This window comes from Mucilaginibacter rubeus, from assembly GCF_003286415.2.
Classification (GTDB): domain Bacteria; phylum Bacteroidota; class Bacteroidia; order Sphingobacteriales; family Sphingobacteriaceae; genus Mucilaginibacter; species Mucilaginibacter rubeus_A.
The window spans coordinates 2,412,004-2,438,722 of sequence record NZ_CP043450.1; the positions used below are offsets into that span (position 1 = coordinate 2,412,004).

Consider the following 26,719-nt stretch of genomic DNA (forward strand, 5'->3'; position numbering starts at 1 on the left):
ACAGGTTATAAAATAAAAAAGCCTGATAATTAAAAAATTATCGGGCTTTTCTGAAAATTAGCTGCAATAAACGCGCTATTCAACAATAATAACATTTACAAATTCTTCGGGATCATTGTTGATATCCATATACTGCTTAAAATTCTGAATATCCTTATCAACCATATTTTTGAATACAGGGTTTAGTATTTTAGCTATGCCCGCGCCTACACCACCAGCAGGCGGCTGATAGCTGATGACAACATCGACAATGGTTCCCTGACCATCTATAGTATCCTGAAAGCGAACCTTACCTGCGTTATTGATCGTGGAATCGGAAAGTGAGCTCCATCCAATCATTTCGTTAGGCTCATCATGCACAATTTCGGCATGCCAGCTAACTGTAGCCACATTTTTTGGTAATTTGAGTGTCCAATGTGAATATTTTGAATCAATTACTTCCACGCTTTCCAGGTGTTTCATGAAAAGCGGTAAATTATCCAGTTTGCGCCAAAATTGATAAACCTTTTCCCTCGGTTTATTGACTGTAAATGACGACCGGATATTAACGTTTATTGGATTGGTTGATAGTTTGCCAATACGTTTATAAAGTTCGCAATGACCGGTAATGCCACGGTTTAAAAGGTATCCACCCGCTCCAATCTTTACGATGCTTGCAAGCGGATTTTTAAAGATGTTTTTAAAGCCCGAAAAACCAAGCTTCATTCCACCGGCTATGGAGGTAAAACGCTCCGGCCAGTTCAGGTTTATGCGGTCATCGCCGTAGAGTACGGGATAATTGTCGGTATATTTTACTATCGTAGTTGCCATAGGTTTTAAATAATTGTCGTTTTTAAAACACCTTTGGCGCTACTAAGTTTTCCTGAAGTGAATTTTATTGCTTATTGCTATAGCTGAATTTAAGTTTAGTTAAATCGGGTAAATGCTTTTTGGGGCGCTTTAATTCATATTGATATATGACTTGTCCAAGGTTTTTCAGGAAAGGCAGGCAAACCGTTGCATACTCATATTTATTATCATTCAATATACCATCTTCGTTTGACTGCACAACCGCGCTGAGCAGAAACTCCACCTTGTTTTTAAAGTCGACTATATAGGCGTTGTCAATATCATAACCATAGCTGTCGCCAACTTTATTAAAGATCCTGATATCCGGATTTATTACAGCCGTACTATCGCCTCCATAAAATAGAAACTTACAAAATGCCGGAAAGTATTCGGGCCGATGATAGGTAGGTTTTAAATTTTCGGTGGGGAGGGTGCTCATATAGCGATAGAGGAAGTGATAATCATCTGCGGTTAAATTAAATTGTTGTGCTTTTGGAAAAGTTTCCGGAAACAGCAGCCGTTTAAGAACCATCTGTTGATCGGCAAGGGAATAAACGTTCTTTTCGGAAAAGTCAAGTGGTTTATTAACCAGCCGGTCACTGCTATCTAAATAAGCTTTGCCCTGCAGCATATTTTCCAATTGCATGGGATAGTTTAAAGCATCATAAAGCCCGGGCTTGTGATAAACCAGTTTATCGTGATGAAAAAAATCTATGGGATTGGTGTGCCTTGTACTTTCACCCGCGTCGCCAATGGCGAGGCGGCCCACAATGCGGGTATTGTTCAGCCTGTATTTCTTGAGCTTTTGGTTGATCTCTGCCCGGCCAACAAATTCATAAAGCCGGTTATAAGCGTCATTATCGCTTACCAGCAAGATCTTTTTGATATAATTTTCGATACTGGGTAAACCGGTTGAAGACGACGTATCCACCTTAACTTTAGTTTGACCAGCAAATGAACTATCGGTGATCATGACCGATTTGCGGTTTAAACCTTTTGCTTTTAACTCATTTAACTTTTCAAGGGCAAATATGGCTGTAGGCAGTTTTACGGTGCTGGCGGGGTAAAAATAGTGATGAGGATTAAGGCGATAGCTATACGTTGTAAAGTGTGGGATATTGTTTTTGTCCCTGTCTATCCGGGTATATATAATTTGTACTTCGTTTTGCGTACCATGATTTAATATACCAGAAAATAACTCGGGATGATTGTTTAGCAAGCTTTTTAGAAAAACGGTATCGGGCTGTTGGGCAAAGCTGCAAAAAGCCTGCATCAGCAGTAGTAAAAAGAAGAAACGTTTCATTCTGCTAAATATAACTATGTAGTTTGAGGTTAACAGATACTTATTGTACTTTTACGGCGCTTTAGGTTTCATTAAACTATTTTTTAATGAATTAAAAGGGAATACGGTGTGAGTCCGTAACTGTCCCGCAGCTGTAAGCTCCATAACCGTTGCCAATCTATAAAGTCACTTTCTGTAAACAGGAGGGAAGACCAGGCAAAATGGGGAGTAAGTCAGAAGACCTGCCAAGGCGTTATATTTATTCATAGCTTTCGGGGATTGAAGCTTGAATGTGAATGCTCTTCATTTGGTGTGTTTTCATTTCAAAATCTTCCAACAATTGAGTTTTGTCGCGGATATGAAAAAACGCTTACCTGTATTTTTTTACAAACAACGCTTACCTATAAAAGGGGGTTGTTTGTTATTGGTAGTTACCCAGGTAGCGTTAGGCAGCAAGGCTTTGGCCCAATCAGATACCACAAAGAAACTTAATGAGGTTAAAGTGTCATCGTCGGCTATTCCTCAAATTCAGAGCTCGGCCCCTGCGCAATCCATATCCACAAACGATTTTAAACGAACCGCATCATTTAATGTGGCTGATGCCATCCGGAATTTCGCCGGTGTTAATATTTCGGATTACGGTGGCATCGGTGGCTTGAAGACTGTTTCGGTACGTAGTCTTGGTGCCGATAATACGGCAGTTTTGTACAACGGGGTGCAGCTTAATGATGCGCAGAATGGTCAAATCGATCTGAGTAAGTTCAACCTGAACAATGTTGAAGAAATTGTTTTATACAACGCCCAGCCAACTGATATTTTGCAAACGGCCCGTGCTTATGCTTCGGCCAATGTACTTGCTATTAGGACTATCCATCCGGTATTAGATGCACGGAAGCCTTATAATATTATAGCCGGAATTAAAGGCGGTTCATTCGGATTGGTGAACCCTTATTTGCAGTGGCAGCAGAGGCTCAGCAAATATTGGTCATTCGTTATAAACAGTTCCGTTCAGGAAGCTAACGGGAGATATAAATATCGAGAGGCCGGCGATGGCTCTGATACCCTGGCAACCCGCAAGAACGGCGATGTGCACGTTCAGCAGGCAGACGGGGGCTTATACTGGGCAAAATCGGATAGCGATAAATTTAATCTTCAATTTAATTTTTATAATTCAAAGCGGGGATTACCCGGGCCGGTTGTTTATTACGCGGCTCCTACCAACCAAAGGCTGCAAAACCGCGACTTTTTTATCCAGTCGGGTTATTTGCATAAGGCGGTTAGTGGTTTGCAGTTATTGATTAATGCAAAATACGCGCATAGCTATGTACGGTATCTTGATACAGGTGTCTACAATAACAGTGGCTTAATTGACGAGCATTATCGCCAAAACGATTTTTATTTGTCGGGAGCATTAGCATACAATCTAACGTCTGATTGGAAAATCTCTTATTCTTCAGATGCTGATATCAGCAACCTGCAATCTGATGTTTATAAATATGCTTTCCCAACCCGTACAAGTTTATTCAATGTTATAGCCACAGATTTGAATATAGGGAAATGGCGTTTGCAAGCTAATTTGCTGAATACGTATATACATGACGAGGTTAAAAGCGGACCAGCGGCGGCGTCACGGTCGGCATTTACTCCCGCGGTTATCGCTACATATAAACCATTTACAAGTCAAAACCTGCTTTTAAGGGCTTATTACAAGAGTACCTTCCGCAATACCACTTTTGCTGAGCAATATTATTATGCCATTGTACCACGATCTCTAAAGCCGGAATACACAGATCAGTATAATATTGGTGCAGCTTATACCAAAAGCCTAACAGGTATTTTTGATTATATCAACATTAGCGCCGATGCTTATTATAATCATGTAAAAGACAAGATCTCCTACATCCCGACAAGATCGCCGGAAACACCTTCGGTTGTTAACTTAGGTAGAGTAGATATTAAAGGACTTGACGTTATCTTAAAAAGTGGATTTAAGCCTTTTTACAATTGGAAAGGTTTGTTAAGTGTTGCTTATACCTATCAACAGGCGCTTGATGTAACCAATCCAACAGATTTATACTATCTGGAACAGATTCCATATACCCCAAAACATACCCTGGCGTTAAATGCCGGACTCACGCATAAGCAGTTTGGGATATATTATAATGAGATTTTTTCGTCATCAAGATACCAGAACAGCAATAACGTCCCCGAATACTATCTGCCCAGGTATTCGGTAAGCGATGCCTCATTTGTGTATAATTTCCTGGCGGGATTAAAGCCGGTTGCAGCATCTTTTGAAGTAAACAACCTATTTAATAAAAGCTATGCTGTGATAAGCAGCTACCCAATGCCCGGCAGATCATACCGATTAACATTTCAAATTACTATTTAATACATAACACATGAAATCACTTAAACTCCAACATTTATTTATAGCCTGTGCTGTTGCTACTACCCTGGCATCATGCCATAAGGATAAAAAGGTTGTACCCGATGATAAACCAACCGCAGAAAGAGCCGGCTTGTACGTTTTAGACCAGGGTAACCTTGGTTCGCCAAATAGTGCTTTAACTTATTATGATTACACCTCTAAAAGTTTAACCGCCGATATTTTCCAGTCGGCTAATGGCAAAGGTTTGGGCAATACAGCTAACGACCTTAAAATATACGGTGCCAAAATGTATATCGTGGTGGATAAATCAGGCACTGTTGAGGTGGTTAATCCTAAAACAGCAAAATCAATTAAACAGGTACTTTTTCAAAACGCAGATAAATCATCGCGCGAGCCACGCTCAATAGCTTTTTATAAAGGCAATGCGTACGTTACGCTGTATGATAACAATGTTGCTGTTTTAGATACTGCGACGCTTACAGTGAGTAAATATATCCCGGTTGGCCGCAACCCTGAGCAACTGGCTGTTAGTAATGGCAAATTGTACGTGGTTAATGGCGGCGGTTTAAGCTATCCTGATGTAGATAAAACGGTATCAATTATCGACTTGACAACTTTAGCCGTTACCAAAACCCTTGAGGTTGGCGTAAACCCGTATGCTGTTAGCGTTGATAGCTATGGCGATGTTTTTGTTCACTCTTACAATTTATATCCGGCCAATCCTGAGCTGACTATTATTGATAGCAAAACAGATGTAGTTAAATCAAAAAACGACTTTGCAGGTGGTCCGTTTTCAATCAACGGCGATGTTGCTTATTATATAGCTTCAGACGGAACAGTGAAAACATACGATGTAAAGAACCTGAAAGCCCTGTCGTCAAATTTTGTTACCGACGGCACAACCTTTACCAGTGCTTATGCCGTAGTAGCTGATACGCAAACAGGCGAAGTTTTTGTTACCGATGCCAAAGATTATAAATCAAACGGTTTGGTATTTGCTTTTGATAAAAACGGTAAAAAAGAATACAACCTTACAACCGGCATTAACCCTGGAAGCGTTGTTTTCGTAAACAAATAATATAGCCCTGTTTTTATTTACAGAATATCAGTAATTTTACCCCATATATTAAACGATGAGCGCAAAAGATAACACCAACCGCAACCTGATCCTGATTTTGATGATCCTGGTTGTTGCCGCATTCAGGCTTTTAGCATTTAAGTATAAAGAATTGAGCAATTTTAACCCGGTAGGTGCAATTGCATTATTTGGCGGTGCTTATTTTAAATCAAAATGGAAAGGCTATGTAACGGTGTTGCTTGCCCTGTTCTCAACTGATATTGTGATTAATTACCTGTATACTTCAAAACTAACATTTTGGTATTCCGGTGCCGAGTGGGTGTATTTGTGCTTTGCGTTAATGGTACTGGTGGGTAATTTGCTTGAAAAGGTAAATGTTGCCAACGTACTTTTAGCATCGATAGCTGCGGTTTTAATTCACTGGTTAATTACCGATTTGCCATGGTTATATGGTACGCTTTACCCGCATACCTTAGCTGGTTATGGCGAATCGCTGGTAAAAGCTATTCCGTTTGAGCAAAATATGGCGCTTGGAACTTTGGTGTTCAGCGGTATACTTTTCGGTAGTTTTGAGCTGGCTAAGAGTAAGTACACTTTTCTGCAGGATAAAAAGCAATTGGCTTTATAATATAAAAGCATTTAAATTTAAAGCGGATTGTTGAACAACAGTCCGCTTTTTTTGTGACCTAAGCAATTATCATCTACTTAAATCAACATGAAAAATATCGTAATATTAACCGGTGCGGGCATTAGCGCGGAGAGTGGCTTAAAAACATTCAGAGATAGCGACGGCCTATGGGAGGGTTATAACATTCAAGATGTGGCCACGCCCGAAGCCTGGGAACATAACCCGGTTATGGTGCAGCAGTTTTATAACGAGCGGCGCAAAACAGTACTGGAGGCAAAGCCAAATGCTGCACACTACGCGCTTGCCGCACTTGAGGAAAAATATAAGGTAACTATCATTACCCAAAACATCGACGACCTTCATGAAAGGGCCGGGTCATCCACCGTTGTGCATTTGCACGGAATCATCACGCGGTCGCAATCAAGCATTAATCCAGAGTTGACTTATCCTATTGATGGCTGGGAGATTAAAATGGGTGAAATGTGCGAATTAGGTTCGCAATTGCGGGCCCATGTGGTATGGTTTGGCGAGCCTGTGCCCATGATTGAACATGCAGCAATGATTTGTACCAGTGCTGATATTTTTATCCTCATCGGTTCGTCACTGGCCGTTTACCCTGCAGCAGGACTGATAGGTTATATTGATCGTGATGTTCCGAAATATATTATCGATCCGAATATTCCATCCGTAAATGTAAGGGGTGAAGTAATTAAGATCCAGGAAAAGGCAACAATTGGCGTACCTGCATTGGTGGATGAATTATTGAAAGATTAAAGTCGCTGATTAACTAATTAGATAATAAGCATGAAATGCATCTTCAATTGGAGTGGCGGTAAAGACAGCGCCCTCGCGTTATACTACTGCCTGCAGAATCCGGATCTTGAAATTGCTTATCTTGTTACTACTATCAATGACGCGGCCGACAGGATTTCTATGCACGGCGTCAGAACTGAGCTGCTGATAAAACAAGCCGAAGCTATCGGTATTCCATTATACCAGATTCGCTTGCCCGAAATGCCGGGGATGAAAGAGTATGATGACGTGATGCGTTATCACCTCACTCGTTTTAAAGACGAGGGTATAACGCATTCCATTTTTGGAGATATATTTTTACAGGACCTGAAAGATTATCGTGATGCTCGGTTGAATGAAGCCGGGCTTAAAGGTATTTACCCTTTATGGAAAAGGGATACATCCGAACTGATTAATGAATTTCTGGATCTTGGTTTTGGAACTGTTATAGCCTGTACTCAACAACGTTTGGAGCGGATAGTTGGGAAAGAAATAAGCCACGAATTGATTGATGCTTTACCCGATGATGTTGATGTTTGCGGCGAGAACGGGGAGTTCCATACCTTCACTTATAAAGGGCCGATTTTCACCAAACCGATAAATTATAAAACGGGTGCGAAAGTTTTCAAGGAGTACGCCGCCCCTAAAAATGCCGATGATTCCTGTGCAGCTGCCGCTGATCCAAAACCTTCCGGTTTTTGGTATTGTGACCTTTTATTGGACTAAGTTCTCATTTATTTTGCGAAAAATTCCGCAGAATATAATTTTGTTTAATCATATAAGTGTTCTAATTATCAATATATTGAATTGATTTAATTGTATTTTAAATTTAGATAAACGAAAAAGACAGGCCGAAAAAAGCGTTTTAAATCCTTTGTTTGCCAAATTAAATTCTGTTTTTGATTGACTTGAGTTATAAGTATCTAACTGTTAGATTATTATATAAGTTATCTTAGTAATTATATCTGAAATATGCATCCTTGTAGTCGTTGCGCATATCAATAAACCGGGCTGCTATTTTTCTTAGAAACTCTTCGTCGAGCAATTCAAAAACGCTGTTTACACCATCGGTCAAATCCATTTCAGGGATCTTGTAACTTTGCTCAAGCGAACCCTGCTCTACCTTTACAATAAACTTATTGTTCATATTCAGGATAGAGATTTTAAAATCGGGATGAGGGAGTTCTGCGATAATTCTCATGTTTTTCTTATTTATTCAGTAAGCCATTAAGCGGGTCTTTTCCGTTAATAGTGCCAAAGCTGGCAATCGGTTTAAAGCGGGCAAAAAGTTCTTCGCTATACCAGCCCTCACTTCTTGTCTTTTTTATAACTTCAGCATGTTCGGGACTTTTATAGGCAAAGTTTTTTACGTGATCCAGGTTTTCCCAAACAGAAAATGTAGCCTGCCGGCATACCGGAGCTTCACCTATACCGAAAGAATTTACATAGCCAGGAGCTGACGTCATCATATTGGCAACGGTATCAACGTTAGCCCAAAAGTTTTTTAATCTGCTAAAGCGGATAGTGGCACGCGTAAGTACAGCGACCGGGCCGTTTATATCGCTCGTTTCGGGCTTGCCGAAAGGCTCTTTGCCGTCCCAGCTTCCATGACTTTGCAGGGGGATACAAAGCATTGTCCAACTTTCGGTGCCCAATGTTTTCCACCAGGAAGCTACAAATGACTGTTTGTGAAATACGTCAAAATCATCACGGTTATCCCAGCATGCTAATAAGCCCCATTGCTGCCAGTCGGGCTCAAGGTCGAAAGTTCCGTTTTTGCCCGAGCCAAGCAATTTGTAAAAGCTACATCCTTTTTGCATCAGCAAGGGCAGGCGGTGAATGGCCATGGCCAGCAAGGCGAAGGGAATAAATAGCTTTCGGTAGCGGATTATAGTGAGACTAACAACCATGCACCTGCTAAATAAAACATTAAATATGATATTTGCCTTATTTACTTTCGACCCCATATAGTTAAGTTTGCATCATGGCAGAGGATCTATCAATAAACACATCAACCGATAAAGTTGAACAATATACTACGCTTATCCCTCAAATTGAGGCTTTACTATACGGCGAGTCTGACCTGGTGGCCAACATGGCTAACGTTGCGGCAGCTTTAAAAGAGCAGTTTAAATGGTTTTGGGTTGGGTTTTACCTGGTTAAAGAAAATGAACTGGTTTTGGGACCGTTTCAGGGGCCGGTAGCCTGTACCCGTATTGGCTTAGGAAAAGGTGTTTGCGGATCGGCATGGCAACAGGCAAAAACATTGGTTGTGCCCGATGTTGAAGCGTTCCCAGGGCATATTGCCTGTAGTTCACTTTCTCGTTCGGAGATCGTAGTGCCTGTATTTAAAGGTGACGGTGTTGTTGCGGTGCTTGATGTAGACAGCGAATTACTCGATCAGTTCAATGAAACCGACGCGCAGTATCTTGGGCAAATTGTAAAGCTTATCAATTTTTAATGAGCCGAATCTACCTTATCGCCGGTCTTGGTGCGGATACGCGCGTTTACAATAATATCGGCCTTGGTTATGAGCACGAAGTAATTATGGTTGATTGGGTAGAACCTGATCTAAATGACACTTTAATTACCTATGCTCAAAAGCTTATTTATCAATATGATATACAGGAAAATTCGGTACTGATAGGTAACTCTCTGGGCGGAGTTGTCGCGATAGAAATTGCTAAGCTTATCCCGGTTGAAAAGGTTATTTTGATCTCCAGTATCAAGACAAGTGACGAAGCTCCACGGTATTTTAAGCTCTTCCGGACGCTGCCCATTTACAAACTTATCCCCGGCAAGGTATTCAATTCAATGGGAGGTATGGTAAAGCCATTGTTCGGACACATGAGCAAGGAGGATGCATGGTTATTTGGCGATATGCTTAGAAAGTCATCGCCCGTATTTATGAAGTGGGCTATGTATGCTATTCTGCATTGGAAGAATGAAGTTATCCCTCCAAATCTGTATCATATCACCGGCGATAAAGACCTTGTGTTTGATTATAAAAGAATAAAAGGTGCTACCATTGTTAAAGGCGGCACGCATATCATGATCTTCGACAAAGCAAAAGAGATCAATATTTTATTGAAGGGAATCCTGAAAAAATGAAATTACCTGAAAGTTATTACCTCGGTGATGATGTTGTGAGCATCAGTAAAGATTTGTTGGGCAAGTATTTATTTACCTGTATCGATGGTGTAACTACTGGTGGGTATATTGTTGAAACAGAGGCCTATAATGGTGTTGTAGATAAAGCTTCGCATGCTTTTGGTAATCGCCTTACGCCCCGGACTAAAACCATGTTCATGCAGGGCGGCATTGCTTACGTTTATCTCTGTTACGGCATTCATGAAATGTTCAATATCGTTACTTCTGTTGAAGGGCGCCCACAGGCTATTCTCATCAGGGCTATTCAGCCAACTGATGGAATAGAAGCTATGCAGGCACGGCGCAATATGTCGGTGTTGAAGCCAAACATTACCGCTGGCCCCGGATCTGTGGCTAAAGCTTTGGGAATTTCACGTAACATTAACGCTTTTAGTTTGCAAGGCGATACAATATGGATTGAAGATCGTGGTTTGCACTTTCCTGACGAACAAATAAAAGCTGGCCCGCGTATTGGCGTGGCTTATGCGGCAGAAGATGCATTGCTACCATATCGCTTCTATGTAAAAGGGAATGTTTACGTGAGTAAGCCTAATAAATAAGCTTCAATTTTGTAATATTGGCGAATGAAGTATCAAAATGATCTGGCATTTGCCCGGCAACTGGATGAGCAGGATCCGTTAAGGGATTTCAGAAACCGCTTTCTGCTCCCTCAGCATAACGGTGAAGATGCAGTTTACCTTTGCGGTAATTCACTTGGTTTGCAGCCGGCCTCGGCACAGCAATATTTGGCAGATCAGTTAGCTAACTGGAAAAACCTCGCGGTTGAAGGCTGGTTTCAGGGCAACGATCCATGGCTCAACTATCATAAATCCCTTACCGGTTCAATTGCCCGTATTGTCGGGGCGCAGGAAAATGAAGTTGCTGTAATGAATTCACTTACAGTAAATCTTCATTTATTGATGGTAAGTTTTTATAAACCAGACAATAAACGTTTTAAAATCATCATGGAAGGAGGGGCGTTTCCTTCAGATCAGTATGCAATGGAAAGTCAGGTGAGGTTTCATGGGTACGATCCCAAAGATGCCATAATCGAAATTTTTCCACGCGAAGGCGAACTCACTTTAAGCACAGAAGATATTCTAAATGTTATTGATCAAAATAAAAATGAACTCGCTTTAGTGCTGTTTGGCGGGATCAATTATTACACGGGTCAGTTCTTTGATCTGAAAGCCATAACGGATGCGGCTCACGAAGCGGGAGCTTATGCTGGTTTTGACCTGGCTCATGCCGCGGGAAACGTATCTGTTCAGCTACACGACTGGGGCGTTGATTTTGCCTGCTGGTGTTCGTACAAGTATATGAACTCAGGGCCTGGTGGCATAAGCGGTATTTTTGTGCACGAAAAACATTTTACCGATAAAGAGCTGAACAGGTTTGCAGGTTGGTGGGGATATCGCCGTGATAAGCAATTTTTAATGGCACCAGGCTTTGATCCGGAGGTGGGCGCTGCCGGATGGCAGGTGAGTACCGCGCCGATTTTGCTTCTCGCGCTATTTAAAGCTTCTATGGCTATTTTTGACGATGCAGGTGGGTTAGATGTCCTGCGCAAAAAAAGTCTTCGTTTAACAGCCTATTTGGAGTTTTTGATTCATGAGATCAATAAACAGCAGGAAGAGGAGGTTTACAGTATCATTACGCCTGCTGATCCAGCTGCCCGTGGTTGTCAGCTTTCGGTAGTTTGCAAGCGTAACGCCAGGGTTATTTTTAATTACCTTTCACAAAATGGTGTTATAGGCGATTGGCGTGAACCCGACGTGATCCGCCTGAGCCCTGTACCGCTTTATAATACATTTGAAGACGTTTACAAAGCAGCCAGATTGATGGCTGATGCACTTAAAGCTATTTAAAATCCTGCAAATATGGTCTATTACAATCCCAAGGAATGGTTTTCATTCATCTTTAAAATAAACAAAGCCGAGACACTTCGCGAGCTATTCCCACTGATGCTTGCCGTAGGTGCTTACTCTGGTGTAGTCACTTATTTAATTATTGATTTTTGGCATCTGCCCGAAACAAGCATACTCAGGAAGGTAATCTTTATTCATCAAACCATTGGTTTCGTGTTTTCATTGCTGCTCGCTTTTCGGATCAACTCGGCTTATGACCGTTGGTGGGAAGGCCGTAAGATCTGGGGGAGCCTGGTAAACAATAGTCGTAATCTTGCTATCAAGTTAAAGCATCTGATAGGCGAAAATGATCTCGCCTTTTTTAACTACGCTATTCCTCGGTATTCCAGGGTACTGCGTGATCATTTACGGGATGAATATGTTCCCGAAGATCAGTCGTTCATTACTATCGACGCTACAAAGCATGTGCCTAACCAGGTTGCATCTGAGATGATCAAAAACATATACAGGCTCAACAAAGAAGGTGTTATAAATCCGGAGCAATTATTTAGCATAACTGCCGAAATTACTTCTTTTACAGATATTTGTGGTGCTTGTGAGCGTATCAAGAAAACGCCTATTCCGTTTTCGTACAATGTGTTCATTAAGAAGTTTATCTTCACCTATATCATGACGCTGCCCTTTACCTGGGCTTTTGACCTGAAGTATTTTATTATCCCCGTAATTGCTTTTGTGCTTTTTGTTTTCGCAAGTATTGAGTTATTGGCTGAAGAAATTGAAGATCCCTTTGGTCGCGATGCTAATGACTTACCTTTGGATAGCATTTGTGACAATATTCAAAAGCATATAGGAGAGTTGATAGGATAAGCGTTATGCTCAAGATAGCCTACGACCCAATTTACGCTCATCCACTACCAGAAGGGCATCGTTTTCCGATGCTGAAGTACGAGCTGATCCCTGCCCAGTTGTTGCATGAGGGGGTGGTCAATAAAGAGAATCTGTTTTCGCCGGATGTGCTTGAGGAAAATTTCATCATCCGTACCCATCACGAAAACTACTGGCATCAATTGCGGGATTTAACACTGCCGCCCAAAGAGCAACGTCGTACAGGTTTTCCTTTATCGGCACGATTGGTAGAGCGTGAAATCAGGATTGCAAAAGGTACCATTGATGGCTGCCGGTATGCTTTTGAGAGTGGAGTCGCGTTTAATGTAGCCGGTGGTACCCATCATGCAGGCAGTAACTGGGGCGAGGGGTTTTGTTTATTGAACGACCAGGCAATAGCTGCTAATTATTTATTAGATAATGGGTTATCTAAATCTATCTTAATAATTGATTTAGATGTTCACCAGGGTAATGGCACCGCCGAGATCTTTGAAAGGGAACCAAGGGTGTTCACATTCTCTATGCATGGGGCTAATAATTTCCCCTACAGAAAGGAACGCTCTGATCTGGACATTCCACTACAGGACGGTGTAAGCGATGAGGAATTTCTTGAGATTCTTAAAAATACTTTGCCCCGGTTAATTGAACAACAAAAGCCGGACTTCATTTTTTACCTTTCCGGAGTGGACGTTTTGGCTACCGATAAGTTGGGAAAACTGGCTTTGAGCAAAGAGGCATGCAAGGCCCGCGATCAGTTTGTTTTTGAACAATGCATTAAACACAGCATCCCGCTACAGGTAAGCATGGGAGGTGGTTATTCGCCTCAAATAAGAGATATTGTAGACGCACACTGCAATACCTTTAAAGCCGCCATCGATCTTTATTTTTAGTCTTTTGCTATTATCGGCACAGCAGGCTTTATTTTCTGGCTTTTGCTAAGCCGGTTAAATCGTATAAACAACAGTATCGATGCTGCCGCTAAGCCAAGTACAAGGCCGTACCAAACGCCGTAAACTCCCAGGTTAAATTTTATGCCAAGCAGATAGCCGATAGGTAATCCAAGTACCCAATAAGCCAGAAAGGTAATTACCGTTGGGATATTTACATCGCCCATGCCTCTTAATACACCCAGGCCAACAACCTGTGCGCCGTCAAATAACTGAAATAATGCTGCAATGATAAGTAGCTGTGATGCAATTGCTATAACCTCTTTATCTGATGTAATTATCCATGGTAAAAAATTTCTGGCCAATGCAAATATCAATGCGGTAAAGCTCATGAACAGCAATACAATATGGTAGTTGGAAATAGCGGCCAGCCTTAAATTTCGATGATCGTTTACGCCAAAATAATTTCCCGATTTAATAGCCGCAGCTGCCGCAATGCCACTTGCCATCATATATGTCATAGAAGCCATAGTTATAGCTACCTGGTGTGCAGCCTGCGCAACAACGCCAATGGAGCCCACTAACAAAGCAGCACCGCCAAACGCGCTGATCTCGAAGGTGTATTGCATAGCAACAGGCGCACCAATTTTCATGATCTGAATGCCGCGGATCCTATCTATATTTTTTACAGCAAAATCCGTCAGGTAAGTTTTAAAATTCTTTGACCGGAAAATATAAATCGCCATAACAATGGCCATCACACAACGGTCGATAAGTGTGCTGTAACCAACACCTCTGATACCCATGGGCTGTATACCGAACAGGCCTTTAACAAATGTTATCCCTAATAAAATATTAATGATGTTCCCCCAAATGGATATCATCATGGCTTGCTTGGTAAAGCCCAAGCCTTCGGCAAATTGTTTAAAAGTATTGAAGATAAGCAAGGGTATGAGGGACAAGCTAAGCAGAAATAAATACGGTTTAGCTTCCTTCACAACTTCAGGCGATTGGTCGAGATGACCAATAAGCAGCATGGTGCCAAAGTAAATACCACAGAACAGAATGACGCCGCTCAGCATATTCAGAAATAAGCTATTGGAAAGCAACAACCCACATTCTTTATGATTTTTGCGCCCGTTGTTTTGGGCTATAAGCGGAGTTAAACCATAAGAAATCCCCATCCCGATAACCAGCGGAACCATAAACAGGCTGTTTACCATTGATACCGCGGCGAGTGAAACAGTGCCGGCAAAATGGCCCACAATAATGGTATCAGACATTTGAACGGCCGTATGGCCAACGTTTGATATAATTACGGGGATAGCCAGCTTAAGGCTTTCGAGATAATAAGGCTTGTATTTTTGGTAAACGGATCTCATAATTACTCAGGCAACAGGAGCCCAAAAGTAACCATTCACAAACACACAAAAGTCAGCAGGCTGTATAAAATTCTTCCTTCTCGGTTGTGTTAATCTTGATCAGGCCGGATAATATCAGATCGACAAGTACATTCTGAGCACGACGGCGACCGACCTTAAGGAGTTCGCTGCACTCTTTTATCGTGATGCGCCCAACTTTTTCAAGATGGCCGAGCAAGGTTCTCTCGCTGTCAGAATATTCAATTAAAACACCCTGATCATTGGACGAACGTTTTAAAACCTCCAGTACAATTTTACTGGCCAGTACACTCTTGTCCTTTACGCGTACATAAGCCCACCATTTTCCATCTTCGGCAAGTGCGTAGTGAGGTTTCAGGTCGCTCGCTTCTATTTCTACAACAAGTACCAGTTTTTCATCAAAATATACCTCTTCAAAAACTGGCTCAAGTGCCGGTCTGGAAAAAAAATGGGCCGCCCTTGTAATCATGTACCGTTCCTCGTCGTCAGATTTTACACCTTTTATTGTGCCATCATCAGTTACGCCAATAAGCAGTTTACCACCTTTGTTATTAGCAAAGGATACCATTGTCCGGGCTATTTTTTCGCAGCTGGTTATGGTTTTTTTAAAGTCGACACTTACGCCTTCTCCATCAAAAATCAGCTTCTTAACGTTTGTTTTGATCATAGCCATTTTGTTTTTATTGAGGCTTAATATATGGTGTAAAGATTTCCATCCAGGTTTCCGGGCGGGATATTGGTGAAAATCCAAACTGACTGTATAGGTTGTGGGCATCTTTGGTAGCTAACGACCATCTTCTTAAGCCCTTTAAATCCGGGTGTTTAACAATTGTTTGCACCAGCCATTTAGAAAGGCCTTTACCACGATAGGCAGGCAGCACAAACACATCGCAGATATAGGCAAACGTGGCGTTATCACTAACTACACGCGCAAAGCCTGCCTGCTCTCCATTAAGATAGATGCCAAAGCACATAGAATTTTCGATGGCCCTGGCCAATTTTTGTCGCGGAATACCTTTTGCCCAGTACGATTCATTATTCAGGTAATCATAAATAACATCAACATTAAGCAGATTTTTATCGGTTGAGATCATAAAGCCTTTTTTTTCAAAAGCTTCGTCATTCATAATTACAGTCATCAGTATATTTATATAGTAGTATCAATAAAGTTTAAGTTTCGCACATAAATCTCGTTCATGAGCGATACGCATATTTCGCCATCTTTATTGTAAATGTCAATAGGGAAGGAGCGAATAAATTTGCCTTCGGTATTTAAAACATGTTCTGCGTGTGCTATATCATTATCTGTCAGGTTAATACTAAATGACAAATTTGTTGCAGCCGGTTTTGCGTATCGTATAGTTGCCGACTTTGACCAAACCATGAGTTTGTAGCCTTTGCGACTAAATATCTGATGAAAGAGCAGGGGATAAAAAGGATCTGCAGCAGAAAAAAGAGTGCCTCCAAAAATTGTATTATTGTAGTTATTGTTAAGGAAACTTTTCCTGATTCTTACCTGGACACCACGATAGCCACTGTTAAACTTAACTACCCAAATACGTTGGAAAAGGAGAGGTGGATATAAGCGCATTATCCATTTTAATAATCCTTCGGATACTACCATAGCGCTTAAATATCAGAAAAAATTTAATTAAAGCACCTTAATTGTGGATCAAATGGACCTATGTGCATAAATAAAAAGATGAGAAAATAGAAAATAAGCGGTAAACAATACGCCCAAAGTTTGGTTTATAGTATGGTTCAGAATAAATTAATCTAAAGCAAAATAACTATGAAAAAGCAATTTTTAAGTTTCGCACTTGTCGCGGCAATGGTCGGCGCAATTGCAACCGGCTGTAGCTCAGAAAAAAAAGCCGGCGATGGATCTGATAGCACAAAAATGGATTCAACAAGTCAAAGCGCTCCGGCACCGGCAGCTACAGACACCACAAAAACCGACACAACCAAGAAAGACACGACCAAAAAAATGTAATTTGGTAAGGCATAAAAAATCCCGGTTGGGTATTTCACCAACCGGGATTTTTTATGCTTGTTTCTGACCTTAAATTTTAGAAAGCCGTTTTTATTACGCCGCCATCGGCCCGCAAAGTAGCGCCATTGGTTGCAGCAGACAGCGGGCTTGCCACATAAGCAACCAAATTGGCTATTTCATCTGTTGTGATAAAGCGTTTCAATAAGGAAGTGCCGCGTACATTGATGAAGAAATCTTTTTCTACTTCTGCATTAGTCAATCCCTGGCCTTTTGCTAAAGCTTCTACAAAGTCGCCAACACCTTCAGATAAAGTTGGCCCTGGTAAAACAGTATTAACGGTAACGCCTGCGTTTTTTGTAAGCTCGGCTAAACCGCGGGCAACTGCAATTTGCGCGGTTTTGGTTGTTCCGTAATGGATCATTTCTTCAGGGATCTGGTATGCAGATTCGCTGGAGATAAAAATTATACGGCCCCAGTTTTTGCTAAGCATCTTATCAAAATAAGCGCGTGACAAACGGATGCCGCTTAAAACATTAACTTCAAAAAATCTTAGCCAGTCGGCATCTGGAATTTCATTGAACGGTTTAGGCTCAAAAATACCAACGTTGTTTACAAGGATGTCAACTTCAGGTAAGCTGCTTATCAGCGCATCGATTTGCTTGACATCTGAAAAATCGGCAGCAATACCTTTAATTTTATCGTTGCCAGTTTCAGTAATTAGCTTTTTAACAACTTCATCTACTTTAGCCTGATTACGGCCATTTACATATACAGCAGCACCTTCATTGGCTAAAGATTTTGCGATAGCATAACCAATACCGGCTGTTGATCCGCTTACCAGCGCTGTTTTGTCATTAAGTTTAAGGTTCATGATTTTATTTTTGCTTTGATAACACAAGTGTAATACCGTTGTTAGCTTTAGCAGTTTTTAAAATCAAAAGATTAAACAACATTGACAATTGACGTAGTTATTGGCAGAGTTTGATTGAATTTAACCCTGGCCCGGCTGGTACATTCTTTTTTCAACAGGCTGATAGTACTCATTTAAGTTTTCCGGTACCCGGGATTTATAACCCAAAATCTGTCTGAGGTCGTCACTCAATCCTTCCCCAAAATCATAGCCCAAAAATCTTGGATAGTCAAGCTGCTGTTTAAAGAAGGGCTTAGTAAAGGCCATAGTTAATGTGCGTCGTGTTGCATCAGTATAGTTCTTACCGGCAGCATGCCACAAATTCGAGTCGAATAAAATAATACTGCCTCTTTTTGTGTTAGCGCGATCCGCATTAGCGTAAAAGAAATCACTCTCCGGTTTTTCTTCGCTTTTATGCGATCCTGTTAAAAAATAGGTTGATCCGTTTTCGGGAGTGAACTCATCTAAAGTTATCATCATCTGAATCATCACTTTAAAATCTCCGGTAAAACTCCTGATATCCCTGTGGATATTTTGTACATAGGGTTTTTCGTCTCTTAGGTTAATGACAGCTCCTAAAGAGTTTATGATGTAATTTCCCTTTAAGAAATGTTGTATCTGATCCGCACAGTATTTTCGTTCAAGAAACTTCAACGAAAATCTTTCCCGTTCAACAAGGTGGTGCAGCGTTCCGTTCATATTGTCGCCTATGCCGTTTGCGATTTGAATTTTACGCCTGACATCATACGCAGGCACTAATGAATCCGTTATCTCGTTAACGAAAGCATCATCCAGGGCATCTTCATATATAATCCATCCGTATTCATTCATTACCTGATCAAATACGTCGAGGTTCGCATCGGAATAATTAAACTTATTTTTCATTTCTCAGTTAATTAAGGTTTTCAATTGTGGTGGTTTCAGGCTCTGTAATGGTTGCTTGTATTTTTCTATTAGGATGACGATATAGAGGGAAGAATTTAATTTCATCATTAGGATCAACGCCTGATTTTGCAACCAGGTCATTATAAACTGCTTCGTTATTAACATAACACCAGATCCTGTCTTTCACTTGCAGGGTGGAGAAAAGCTTTTTAAAATTGAACAGAGAATCCTCTTTGCCGCCAACACCGCCGCCAAGGTGAAAGATTTTTTTACCTAATCTTCTACCGATAAGGCTTATTTCATCTGTTAATAATTTACTTGGAGAGATATTCAGATAATTTGGTGACGTTGCGGAAAGATGATTTCTGACAATTTCATCGGATATTAAAATGATTGCGCCGCACATAAGATTGGGGCCGTCATATATTAATACGAGTTTATTTTTCATATACTCTTCATTAAGAAGATTTACGAAATGTTGAACATCAAAGTAGTAAACGGCTGAAGCATTCAGGCGGTCCATGTTTTTATAATACATTTCGGCAAAGTCTTCAATTTCCTGAAGGCTATTTGCTTCTTTTATAATGTATTCCATTTTTCGCAGGCTTCTTATTTGCCGGCTAAGTCTTTTGTCATATCCGTTTCTCTGATCTTCCACAGGCATGGCAAGGTCTACATATAATGTTGTCCCATTATCTTTGATGCCGCCAATATTTTCCAGGAGATAGTGTTGATTTAGAAAAGGATGCAATCTTGAAAAGATACAAACTGACGACTCATCGTCCATGAATTTTTGAAACGCAGCTTTAAACTGTGTAGTGGTTATATTTGATAAATCTGTAAGCTTAATATTGGATATCGGCCCGGCATAACCATACACACAAGTCATATCGAAATAGACTGAGTTCTCTATCTTTCTTTTAATTACCGGTAACGCTATAAATATTTCTTTTTCTTCATAAACAAATAAAAGCGGCTCACCTTCGGTATTTAGAGAATGATAATACCAGGTATGGAACCCTTCGTGCGCATATGAACGGTTAATATATTCGTCCCAGTCTTTTCTATCGCGTATAGTGAGATTTTGGTAGCTCATGTGTAGATTTTTAGTTGTCTGTAATGGGTATTAATTACAAGCCCGGGGGAGGGCAGGGGTATATCGATCAGTCATGGTGAATGACTGCTGGGGGTGCTTAAAAAAAAGGAGAAGGTTTGTCCAGGCCAAGCGCCGAATAGGGCGCAAGCAGGTTTTAATGTGACAGTAAATGGAAATTAAGAAATTAGTTTAAAGCAGATATTTTACGGTATCAAAAGCTTTGCGTAAGCGATATCGGCTCAATTCAAACAGGATATATCTTTTAATATATAACAGCAGAAGCATTTTCTTTTGTATCCCGCGGTAATGAAAACGCCTGATAATCAAATTGAAATCGCTGATAACCATCTCCATACGAGCTTCGTTTTTGATCATGCTCCAAACACCTCCAACATGATTCCGGTAACAACTCATCACCTCGGGCATCACATATATTTTACGACCGGTATTGAATGTGGCGAAAAGTTTGAAGAATTTATCTGCCGCGTAACAGCTCGAATACCAATTTGTCTGGAATAATTCGTGCACTTGAGGGATATTATGGTAAACAAGTGTTGCTGTTTTAGTTTCGGCCTGTCTGCCAACCAATAAATCATGATAAGTGTATTCAAGCGGAACCGGATTTTCTTCCACGTTAAGCGTGTTGTTATGGATATCAATCACCCTTGTATAATGACAGCAAATGACATATTCGGGATTGTTTTCCAGAAAATCAACTTGCTTTTGCAGCTTTTGAGGATTTGTCCAATAGTCGTCGCCATCGCAAAGTGCGATATATTTTCCTTCGCAAGCGCTTAAGCTATTAATAGTATTCAGATGGGCACCGCGGTTTTTTTCGGGGTAGATTATTTTGATTTTATCTGGGTATCTTTCTTTGTACGATCTCACTATTTCAGTTGTGCCATCTGTTGAGCAATCATCGCCAATAACAATTTCATACCGAAAATTGGTTTCCTGCATCAGAAAGCTTTCAATAGTTTGAGCTATAAAATCTTTGTGGTTGTATGTAGTACAGCAAACACTAACCATCAAATCCTGGCTTGTAATCATAAAGGGAATAAAAATAATTTAGGCTTATATAATTGGTTTTCTTGTTACCGTTGTTGCTATCGCGGTTAGATGCAATAATTAGTTATGCATTGCTTTGAGAACTGCACAGTGCTTCGCCATAAGACTCACATTATTTGTTTAATCGGGAAAGCTTATGATGTCAAAACGGCTTTCAAATTACACTTAAGCTTCGATCAAAATCAATAATTGCGAGTCGGCTAATACAGCATTTTGCTATATCAAATATATCTAATTGATATTCATTAATTGCCTCGCGTGCCTGATTGCTTCTGAAATTGTAAACTACATTTCATTTAGTTTACACACGTGTGCATGCGTGTAAATTTTAGGTGTGAACACGTGAAATCCTCGCGAAACGTCGGATCAGGAATGTCTTATAAATTCATCTTGAATAAAATTCACATAATTAACATTATGTTAAATAGTGTTTTTAAAAGAAAGGCCTTTCTCAAAGGCCCCTCTTTTTATTTCTTATCTGTTTGATTATTGATTGGCTGGTAATGCATCAATCTGAGCCTTTAATTTTGAAGCGTTAGCATCGTCTTTAACACCTAAATAATAGGTTCTTAAATTTTGTAACGCATCAAGTGATTTTGGCTGAAGTTCTACAGCTTTTGCTAAATATGGTTTAGCTTGCTCAAACTGAGCTTTAGCTTTAGCAATTGCAGCGTCATATTCTTTTTGTTTGTTGGCCGGTAATTTATTAGCAGCGTTATAAGCATCAATAGCCGGGTTGAGTATTACGTAACCGTAATTTAAATTAGCTTCAAAATAGTTTGGATCAATTTCTAAAGCTTTTTTATACATTTCACCAGCTTTAGTATATGCTTCTGCTTTTGATGCCTGTAATTTTGTTTTTGCAGCAGCATCTTTGGTAGCAGCAGCTTCTCTTGCGTAGTTGTCAGCTGTTTGTGAGTAAGTTAAGCCAGCGTAATAATACAAAGTTTTGTTTTTAGGATCATTTGCTAAAGCTGCCTGGATCTTATCGGTAACTTCTTTCTCTTTTCCTGTTTGAAGGCTGATTTCAATTTCGCGTTTACGAAGCTCGCTGTTTGCAGGATATTTGCTTACACCTTCCGATACGGTTTTAAGCGCACCTGCAGTATCTTTGCTTGCAAGGTATAATGAAGAAAGATCAAGGTAAACACCTGCATTTTTTGAATATTTTGTGGTTACCAGTTTGCTGTAGTTTGAAATTGCAGCAGGATAATTTTTACCGTTTGCAGCAGCAAGGCCTGTGTAATAAATAGCATTGGTATCTTCGGGCAATACAGTACGGTAAAAGTCAAATGATTTGTAAGCAAGATCATATTTACCCGCCGAGTATTCTTTAACACCTTTAGTTAATTGATATTGAGCCAGGTTTAAATACGCCTCATCAATCATTTTCTTGTTCTCGCCTTTTGTATCAACTTCTTTAGCTTTTCTTAAAGCTTCTTCAGCAGTGGTAAACAATGGTAATGAGGTAGTTGGCACAGTGTCCTGAACAGCTAACGCTGAATAAATTGAACCTTTTACAGCGTAAGTAAGTGGCAATGTGGCGGTTTTTTCATTGGCTGATGCTTTGTCAATTGACTCTTTTGCAGTAGTAAGGCTTTTGCCTGCCATTGATGCCATTGCCGCTTGACCCCTTAAGCCCGAATATTTTTCATATTCTTCTTTTGCCGTGTTTAATTCACCTTTTTGTGCAAAGGCTGTCGCTGAAACCAAGCCTAACAGGCCCGCCATCAAAAATTTGATTTTCATGATTATTATTGATTGGTTAACTGTTTTAGTTTATTGTTTATTCTGTCTAACTGATCCTGGTTATTAGTTTTCGCGTATGCCAATTGCAAAGCCTGCAAGCTGTTTGCATTGTTTGGCGAAATTTCATTAGCCTTTTCAAGCCATTGTATCGCCCTGCCCAGGTCCTGGATGCTCTTCTCCCCTTTTGTGGTTGCGCTTTGTTTTAAATATAATAAGCCCAAATTAAATACCGGATCAAAATATGTTCCGCTTAACTCAATCGCGTGCAGGTAAAGAGATTCTGCCTGATCAAATTTATCTAAATGATCGTAGCAATTTGCTGCAACGAACGCAATATCGGCGTTATTTGCATTAATATCAAGTAAAGGGCCAATTAGGGGCTCTAACGCTTTATAGTTTTTCTTATTGTTGTAGATATTGGCTTCGTCAAGTAATAAGAACCTGTCATTAGGTAAAATCTTTCTTCCCTTTTGAAGGATTTGCAAAGCTTTGGTCGTATCCCCTAACGACTTATAGATATTGGATGCTGTTTCGATATACTCGGTGCGGGCACTATCAACCTGGAGCATTGTTGTATAATATTTAGCCGCATCCTGCAAATTGCCGGCCTTGTTATTAGCAAAGGCTATGTAGGTATTGATTTGGTTCATCCCCGGAGCATACCGCTTTGCATTTTCAAATGCAGTTTTGGCATTTGGGAAATCCGAATTATTTACCGCCTCAAAGCCTTTGCGTATGTAAACATTTGCCAGGCACCGCTTGGTATAATCAAGTTCTGATTGATATTTGAAAATTTTATTCATTCCCGAAAGCCTGTCAACCAGTTTGGTTGTTTTATCAAGCATATCTGCCGGCATTCCAAGTTTGTTCAACGAATCGATATACAGGATACTTGAATTAACTATAGCCCTGTAAAGGTTCTTTTCAATATCAGCCGTGTCCGACTTAGTAATGATCAAACTATCTGCAGATTTTTTGGCGGCTGCCAAATACTTCAGGTCGCTTTTCTGTTTATAAAAAGCCAGGTTATTTACTACAACTTTAAGCGCTTCTTTTTGTGCGAAGGCAAAAGTTGTAGTAAAACTTGTAATTAAAACCGATAAAATGATCTTGCGGTAGTGCATATTTGTTATTCTGTTGTATTGTCAGTTGATGGTTCCGCGCCATTTTCAGCTGTATCACCGTCGCCTGTATTTTCGGCTTCGGTATCAGAGCCTTCAGCATTTTCATCGCCTTCTTTTACTTCCTCGTCTTCGTCGTGCTCAATTTTGGCTACTGAAGCTATCTCATCGTTGTTTTTAAGCGTTATCAGCCTTACACCTTGTGTTGCACGGCCCATTACCCTTAATTCGCTTACAGCTATACGGATAATAATACCTGATTTGTTGATGATCATCAGGTCTTCCTTATCTGTAACACCTTTTATGGCAACAAGGTTTCCGGTTTTTTCAGTAATATTAAGTGTTTTTACACCTTTACCGCCACGGTTTGTAACACGGTAGTCTTCAATATCGGTACGTTTACCGTAGCCTTTTTCTGATACCACCAATACTGTTGTTTCGGCATCGTCGATAGCTATCATGCCAACTACTTCGTCGTTTTCGTCGTCAAGCGTAATACCACGAACACCGGTAGCGGTACGTCCCATCGGTCTTACGGTAGATTCGTTAAAGCGGATAGCGCGACCTGATTTAAGTGCCATCACTATCTCGCTGCTTCCGCTGGTTAAGCTTGCTTCAAGCAACGAATCGCCTTCATTGATGTTGATCGCGTTAATACCGTTTGAACGCGGACGCGAGTAAGCCTCAAGTGAGGTTTTCTTGATGGTACCTTTTTTGGTACACATGATAATGAAGTTGTTTTCAAGGTAGTTTTGATCTTTAAGCGAGATCAGTTTGATGTATGCCTTGATGTTCTCTTCTTTAGGGATATTAATGATATTCTGGATTGCACGGCCTTTTGATGTCCGTGTGCCTTCCGGTATTTCAAATACCCTGAGCCAGAAACATTGTCCCGACTCGGTAAAGAACAACATGTAATTGTGATTTGAGGCAATAAGTAAATGCTCAATGAAATCCTCATCACGGCTGTTGCTGCCGATGGCGCCTTTTCCTCCCCTGCTTTGTCTGCGGTATTCTGTAAGTGGCGTACGTTTGATATAACCTTCACGTGAGATGGTGATTACTACGTCCTCGTCCTCAATGAAGTCTTCAGTTTGCATTTCGGCAGAAGAGTGAACCATTTCGGTGCGGCGCTCATCGCCATATTTTTCTTTGACTTCAAGCAACTCATCCTTAATGATCTGCATCCTTAAACCTTCATCGCTCAGGATGTTTTTTAAATGCTCAATAAGTTTCATTAAAGCGGCGTATTCGTCTTTGATCTTATCACGTTCAAGTCCTGTTAACCTCCTTAAGGTCATATCAAGAATTGCACGTGCCTGGATATCAGTTAAACCAAAGCTGCTCATCAAGCCTTCCCTTGCTTCATCTGGTGTTTGCGAAGCACGGATCAGGCGGATAACCTCGTCAAGGTGGTCTAATGCGATCAATAAACCTTCAAGGATATGCGCACGTTTTTCGGCTTCGTTAAGCTCAAATTTAGTACGGCGCACAACAACCTCATGGCGGTGCTCAACAAAATGATGGATCAGGTCCTTCAGGTTAAGCAGCATTGGCCGGCCATTAACCAGGGCGATGTTGTTTACACTGAATGACGTTTGAAGCGCAGTATATTTAAACAGGTTGTTTAATACAATAGCTGCGTTGGCGTCACGTTTAATCTCATAAACAACACGGATACCTTCGCGGCTTGATTCATCGCGAATGGCCGATATCCCTTCCAGTTTCTTTTCGTTCACCAACTCGGCAGTACGCTCAATCATTAAAGCTTTATTTACCTGGTAAGGTATTTCGCTTACAATAATGCGCTCACGTTCGCCATTATAAGTTTCTATCTCGGCACGGGCGCGGATAACTACACGGCCACGACCGGTTTCCAGCGCTTCGCGCGGGCCATCGTAACCATAAATAATACCACCTGTAGGGAAATCGGGACCTTTTACATATTTCATTAGCTCGCTAATCTCTATCTGGCGGTTATCAATTAATGCCATAGTAGCATCAATAACTTCCGAAAGGTTGTGCGGAGCCATATTAGTAGCCATACCTACCGCGATGCCCGAAGCTCCGTTAACCAAAAGGTTTGGGAATTTAGATGGCAGTACGGTTGGTTCCTGCAGCGAGTCGTCAAAGTTTAACTGGAAATCAATGGTGTCTTTATTAATGTCAGCAAGCATCTCTTCAGCAAGCTTTTGCAATCTTGCTTCTGTATAACGCATTGCCGCCGGTTCGTCACCATCAACAGAACCGTAGTTACCCTGGCCTTCAACCAGTAAGTAGCGTAAGCTCCACTCCTGGGCCATACGTACCATGGTGTCGTACACCGATTTATCACCGTGCGGGTGATACTTACCCATCACCTCACCCACGATACGGGCGGATTTTTTATAGGGCTTGTTATTGGTTAAACCCAGGTCAAGCATACCGTAAAGCACACGCCTGTGTACCGGTTTCAGTCCATCGCGGACATCGGGCAACGCCCTGGAAACAATCACCGACATTGAATAATCAATGTAGGCCGATCGCATTTCCTCATCAATATTTATCGAAATTATCCTGTCTTCTGCGTGTGAATTATCGTTTTCTGTTCCTTCAGCCATTTTTGATTATTTGTAGAACCTTCTCTTATAATTGCGTGTTAAAATTGATTTTTCAACGACCTGCGAAGTTAAAAAAATACTTGGGATTGCGCCAACTTAGTAGCAAT

General features: G+C 40.8%; 27 protein-coding genes and 1 riboswitch. Of the genes, 12 read left to right on the forward strand and 15 right to left on the reverse strand.

Annotated features, from left to right (window positions below):
* Positions 1-75: 75 nt before the first annotated feature.
* Positions 76-810 (reverse strand): SRPBCC family protein, encoded by a 735-nt coding sequence (locus DEO27_RS09850; RefSeq protein ID WP_112575499.1) that lies wholly within the window; start codon positions 808-810, stop codon positions 76-78.
* Between the two features lie 64 nt (positions 811-874).
* A complete protein-coding gene (locus tag DEO27_RS09855; RefSeq protein ID WP_112575500.1) occupies positions 875-2,131 on the reverse strand; it encodes a serine hydrolase in 1,257 nt (418 codons plus the stop codon).
* A gap of 46 nt (positions 2,132-2,177) precedes the next feature.
* Positions 2,178-2,375: riboswitch (cobalamin riboswitch) on the forward strand.
* Positions 2,376-2,468: 93 nt separating this feature from the next.
* Here DEO27_RS09855 and DEO27_RS09860 point away from each other — a divergent pair.
* The 5 genes from DEO27_RS09860 to DEO27_RS09880 all read left to right on the forward strand — a co-directional run bounded on the left by DEO27_RS09860 (position 2,469) and on the right by DEO27_RS09880 (position 7,726).
* Positions 2,469-4,502 (forward strand): TonB-dependent receptor plug domain-containing protein, encoded by a 2,034-nt coding sequence (locus DEO27_RS09860; protein WP_112575501.1) that lies wholly within the window; start codon positions 2,469-2,471, stop codon positions 4,500-4,502.
* 10 nt (positions 4,503-4,512) lie between these two features.
* Positions 4,513-5,580 carry a YncE family protein gene (locus DEO27_RS09865; protein WP_112575502.1) on the forward strand — a complete coding sequence of 356 codons (1,068 nt, stop codon included), beginning with the start codon at positions 4,513-4,515 and terminating at the stop codon, positions 5,578-5,580.
* A 55-nt stretch (positions 5,581-5,635) separates the two neighbouring features.
* Positions 5,636-6,208 carry a DUF6580 family putative transport protein gene (locus DEO27_RS09870; protein ID WP_112575503.1) on the forward strand — a complete coding sequence of 191 codons (573 nt, stop codon included), beginning with the start codon at positions 5,636-5,638 and terminating at the stop codon, positions 6,206-6,208.
* Between the two features lie 87 nt (positions 6,209-6,295).
* Positions 6,296-6,982: an SIR2 family NAD-dependent protein deacylase gene (locus tag DEO27_RS09875; RefSeq protein ID WP_112575504.1), complete on the forward strand. Its 687-nt coding sequence runs from the start codon at positions 6,296-6,298 to the stop codon at positions 6,980-6,982.
* A gap of 30 nt (positions 6,983-7,012) precedes the next feature.
* A complete protein-coding gene (locus tag DEO27_RS09880; RefSeq protein ID WP_190295365.1) occupies positions 7,013-7,726 on the forward strand; it encodes a diphthine--ammonia ligase in 714 nt (237 codons plus the stop codon).
* Positions 7,727-7,952: 226 nt separating this feature from the next.
* Here DEO27_RS09880 and DEO27_RS09885 read toward each other — a convergent pair whose 3' ends face one another.
* A complete protein-coding gene (locus tag DEO27_RS09885) occupies positions 7,953-8,201 on the reverse strand; it encodes a hypothetical protein (protein ID WP_112575506.1) in 249 nt (82 codons plus the stop codon).
* A gap of 7 nt (positions 8,202-8,208) precedes the next feature.
* The gene (locus DEO27_RS09890) at positions 8,209-8,910 is read right to left on the reverse strand and encodes a DUF3291 domain-containing protein (protein WP_112575507.1); all 702 of its coding nucleotides are present in this window, start codon (positions 8,908-8,910) and stop codon (positions 8,209-8,211) included.
* Positions 8,911-8,984: 74 nt separating this feature from the next.
* On the opposite strand from DEO27_RS09890, the gene DEO27_RS09895 reads away from it, so the two are divergent.
* Genes DEO27_RS09895 through DEO27_RS09920 form a run of 6 tightly spaced genes read left to right on the forward strand, consistent with a single transcriptional unit; the run spans position 8,985 to position 13,793 of the window.
* Positions 8,985-9,461 carry a GAF domain-containing protein gene (locus DEO27_RS09895; RefSeq protein WP_112575508.1) on the forward strand — a complete coding sequence of 159 codons (477 nt, stop codon included), beginning with the start codon at positions 8,985-8,987 and terminating at the stop codon, positions 9,459-9,461.
* Positions 9,461-10,111 carry an alpha/beta hydrolase gene (locus DEO27_RS09900; protein ID WP_112575509.1) on the forward strand — a complete coding sequence of 217 codons (651 nt, stop codon included), beginning with the start codon at positions 9,461-9,463 and terminating at the stop codon, positions 10,109-10,111. Before DEO27_RS09895 ends, DEO27_RS09900 begins: the two co-directional genes overlap by 1 nt.
* Complete coding sequence (locus DEO27_RS09905) at positions 10,108-10,710, forward strand: DNA-3-methyladenine glycosylase (protein WP_112575510.1); 603 nt, start codon at positions 10,108-10,110, stop codon at positions 10,708-10,710. The genes DEO27_RS09900 and DEO27_RS09905 overlap by 4 nt, the downstream gene beginning before the upstream one ends.
* A gap of 24 nt (positions 10,711-10,734) precedes the next feature.
* Entirely contained in the window at positions 10,735-12,018 is a 1,284-nt protein-coding gene (kynU, locus tag DEO27_RS09910; RefSeq protein ID WP_112575511.1) for a kynureninase, read from the forward strand.
* A gap of 12 nt (positions 12,019-12,030) precedes the next feature.
* The gene (locus DEO27_RS09915; RefSeq protein WP_112575512.1) at positions 12,031-12,885 is read left to right on the forward strand and encodes a bestrophin family protein; all 855 of its coding nucleotides are present in this window, start codon (positions 12,031-12,033) and stop codon (positions 12,883-12,885) included.
* Between the two features lie 5 nt (positions 12,886-12,890).
* Positions 12,891-13,793 (forward strand): histone deacetylase, encoded by a 903-nt coding sequence (locus tag DEO27_RS09920; protein ID WP_112575513.1) that lies wholly within the window; start codon positions 12,891-12,893, stop codon positions 13,791-13,793.
* Here DEO27_RS09920 and DEO27_RS09925 read toward each other — a convergent pair.
* From DEO27_RS09925 to DEO27_RS09940, 4 genes are read right to left on the reverse strand one after another with little or no spacing between them, the layout of a single operon-like run.
* The gene (locus DEO27_RS09925; RefSeq protein ID WP_112575514.1) at positions 13,790-15,172 is read right to left on the reverse strand and encodes an MATE family efflux transporter; all 1,383 of its coding nucleotides are present in this window, start codon (positions 15,170-15,172) and stop codon (positions 13,790-13,792) included. The two genes, DEO27_RS09920 and DEO27_RS09925, sit on opposite strands and share 4 nt — an antisense overlap.
* A 52-nt stretch (positions 15,173-15,224) precedes the next feature.
* Complete coding sequence (locus tag DEO27_RS09930; protein ID WP_317132981.1) at positions 15,225-15,857, reverse strand: ATP-binding protein; 633 nt, start codon at positions 15,855-15,857, stop codon at positions 15,225-15,227.
* Between the two features lie 13 nt (positions 15,858-15,870).
* Positions 15,871-16,329 (reverse strand): GNAT family N-acetyltransferase, encoded by a 459-nt coding sequence (locus DEO27_RS09935; RefSeq protein WP_190295366.1) that lies wholly within the window; start codon positions 16,327-16,329, stop codon positions 15,871-15,873.
* A gap of 8 nt (positions 16,330-16,337) precedes the next feature.
* On the reverse strand, positions 16,338-16,814 hold the full coding sequence (locus DEO27_RS09940) for a DUF4442 domain-containing protein (protein WP_112575516.1): 477 nt from the start codon (positions 16,812-16,814) through the stop codon (positions 16,338-16,340).
* A gap of 168 nt (positions 16,815-16,982) precedes the next feature.
* On the opposite strand from DEO27_RS09940, the gene DEO27_RS09945 reads away from it, so the two are divergent.
* Positions 16,983-17,183, forward strand: coding sequence for a hypothetical protein (locus tag DEO27_RS09945; RefSeq protein ID WP_146750144.1), 201 nt, complete (start codon positions 16,983-16,985; stop codon positions 17,181-17,183).
* 76 nt (positions 17,184-17,259) lie between these two features.
* Here the strand turns inward: DEO27_RS09945 and DEO27_RS09950 are convergent, their stop codons facing one another.
* The 7 genes from DEO27_RS09950 to gyrA form a co-directional block, all read right to left on the reverse strand.
* Complete coding sequence (locus tag DEO27_RS09950) at positions 17,260-18,054, reverse strand: SDR family NAD(P)-dependent oxidoreductase (RefSeq protein ID WP_112575517.1); 795 nt, start codon at positions 18,052-18,054, stop codon at positions 17,260-17,262.
* A 120-nt stretch (positions 18,055-18,174) separates the two neighbouring features.
* The gene (locus DEO27_RS09955; RefSeq protein WP_112575518.1) at positions 18,175-18,978 is read right to left on the reverse strand and encodes a phytanoyl-CoA dioxygenase family protein; all 804 of its coding nucleotides are present in this window, start codon (positions 18,976-18,978) and stop codon (positions 18,175-18,177) included.
* 7 nt (positions 18,979-18,985) lie between these two features.
* Positions 18,986-20,074 carry a GNAT family N-acetyltransferase gene (locus DEO27_RS09960; RefSeq protein ID WP_190295367.1) on the reverse strand — a complete coding sequence of 363 codons (1,089 nt, stop codon included), beginning with the start codon at positions 20,072-20,074 and terminating at the stop codon, positions 18,986-18,988.
* A gap of 189 nt (positions 20,075-20,263) precedes the next feature.
* On the reverse strand, positions 20,264-21,124 hold the full coding sequence (locus tag DEO27_RS09965) for a glycosyltransferase family 2 protein (protein WP_223818204.1): 861 nt from the start codon (positions 21,122-21,124) through the stop codon (positions 20,264-20,266).
* Positions 21,125-21,628: 504 nt separating this feature from the next.
* Entirely contained in the window at positions 21,629-22,891 is a 1,263-nt protein-coding gene (locus tag DEO27_RS09970; protein WP_112575519.1) for a tetratricopeptide repeat protein, read from the reverse strand.
* A 5-nt stretch (positions 22,892-22,896) separates the two neighbouring features.
* Entirely contained in the window at positions 22,897-24,015 is a 1,119-nt protein-coding gene (locus tag DEO27_RS09975) for a tetratricopeptide repeat protein (protein ID WP_112575520.1), read from the reverse strand.
* Positions 24,016-24,020: 5 nt separating this feature from the next.
* The gene (gyrA, locus tag DEO27_RS09980) at positions 24,021-26,612 is read right to left on the reverse strand and encodes a DNA gyrase subunit A (protein ID WP_112575521.1); all 2,592 of its coding nucleotides are present in this window, start codon (positions 26,610-26,612) and stop codon (positions 24,021-24,023) included.
* Positions 26,613-26,719 lie beyond the last annotated feature (107 nt).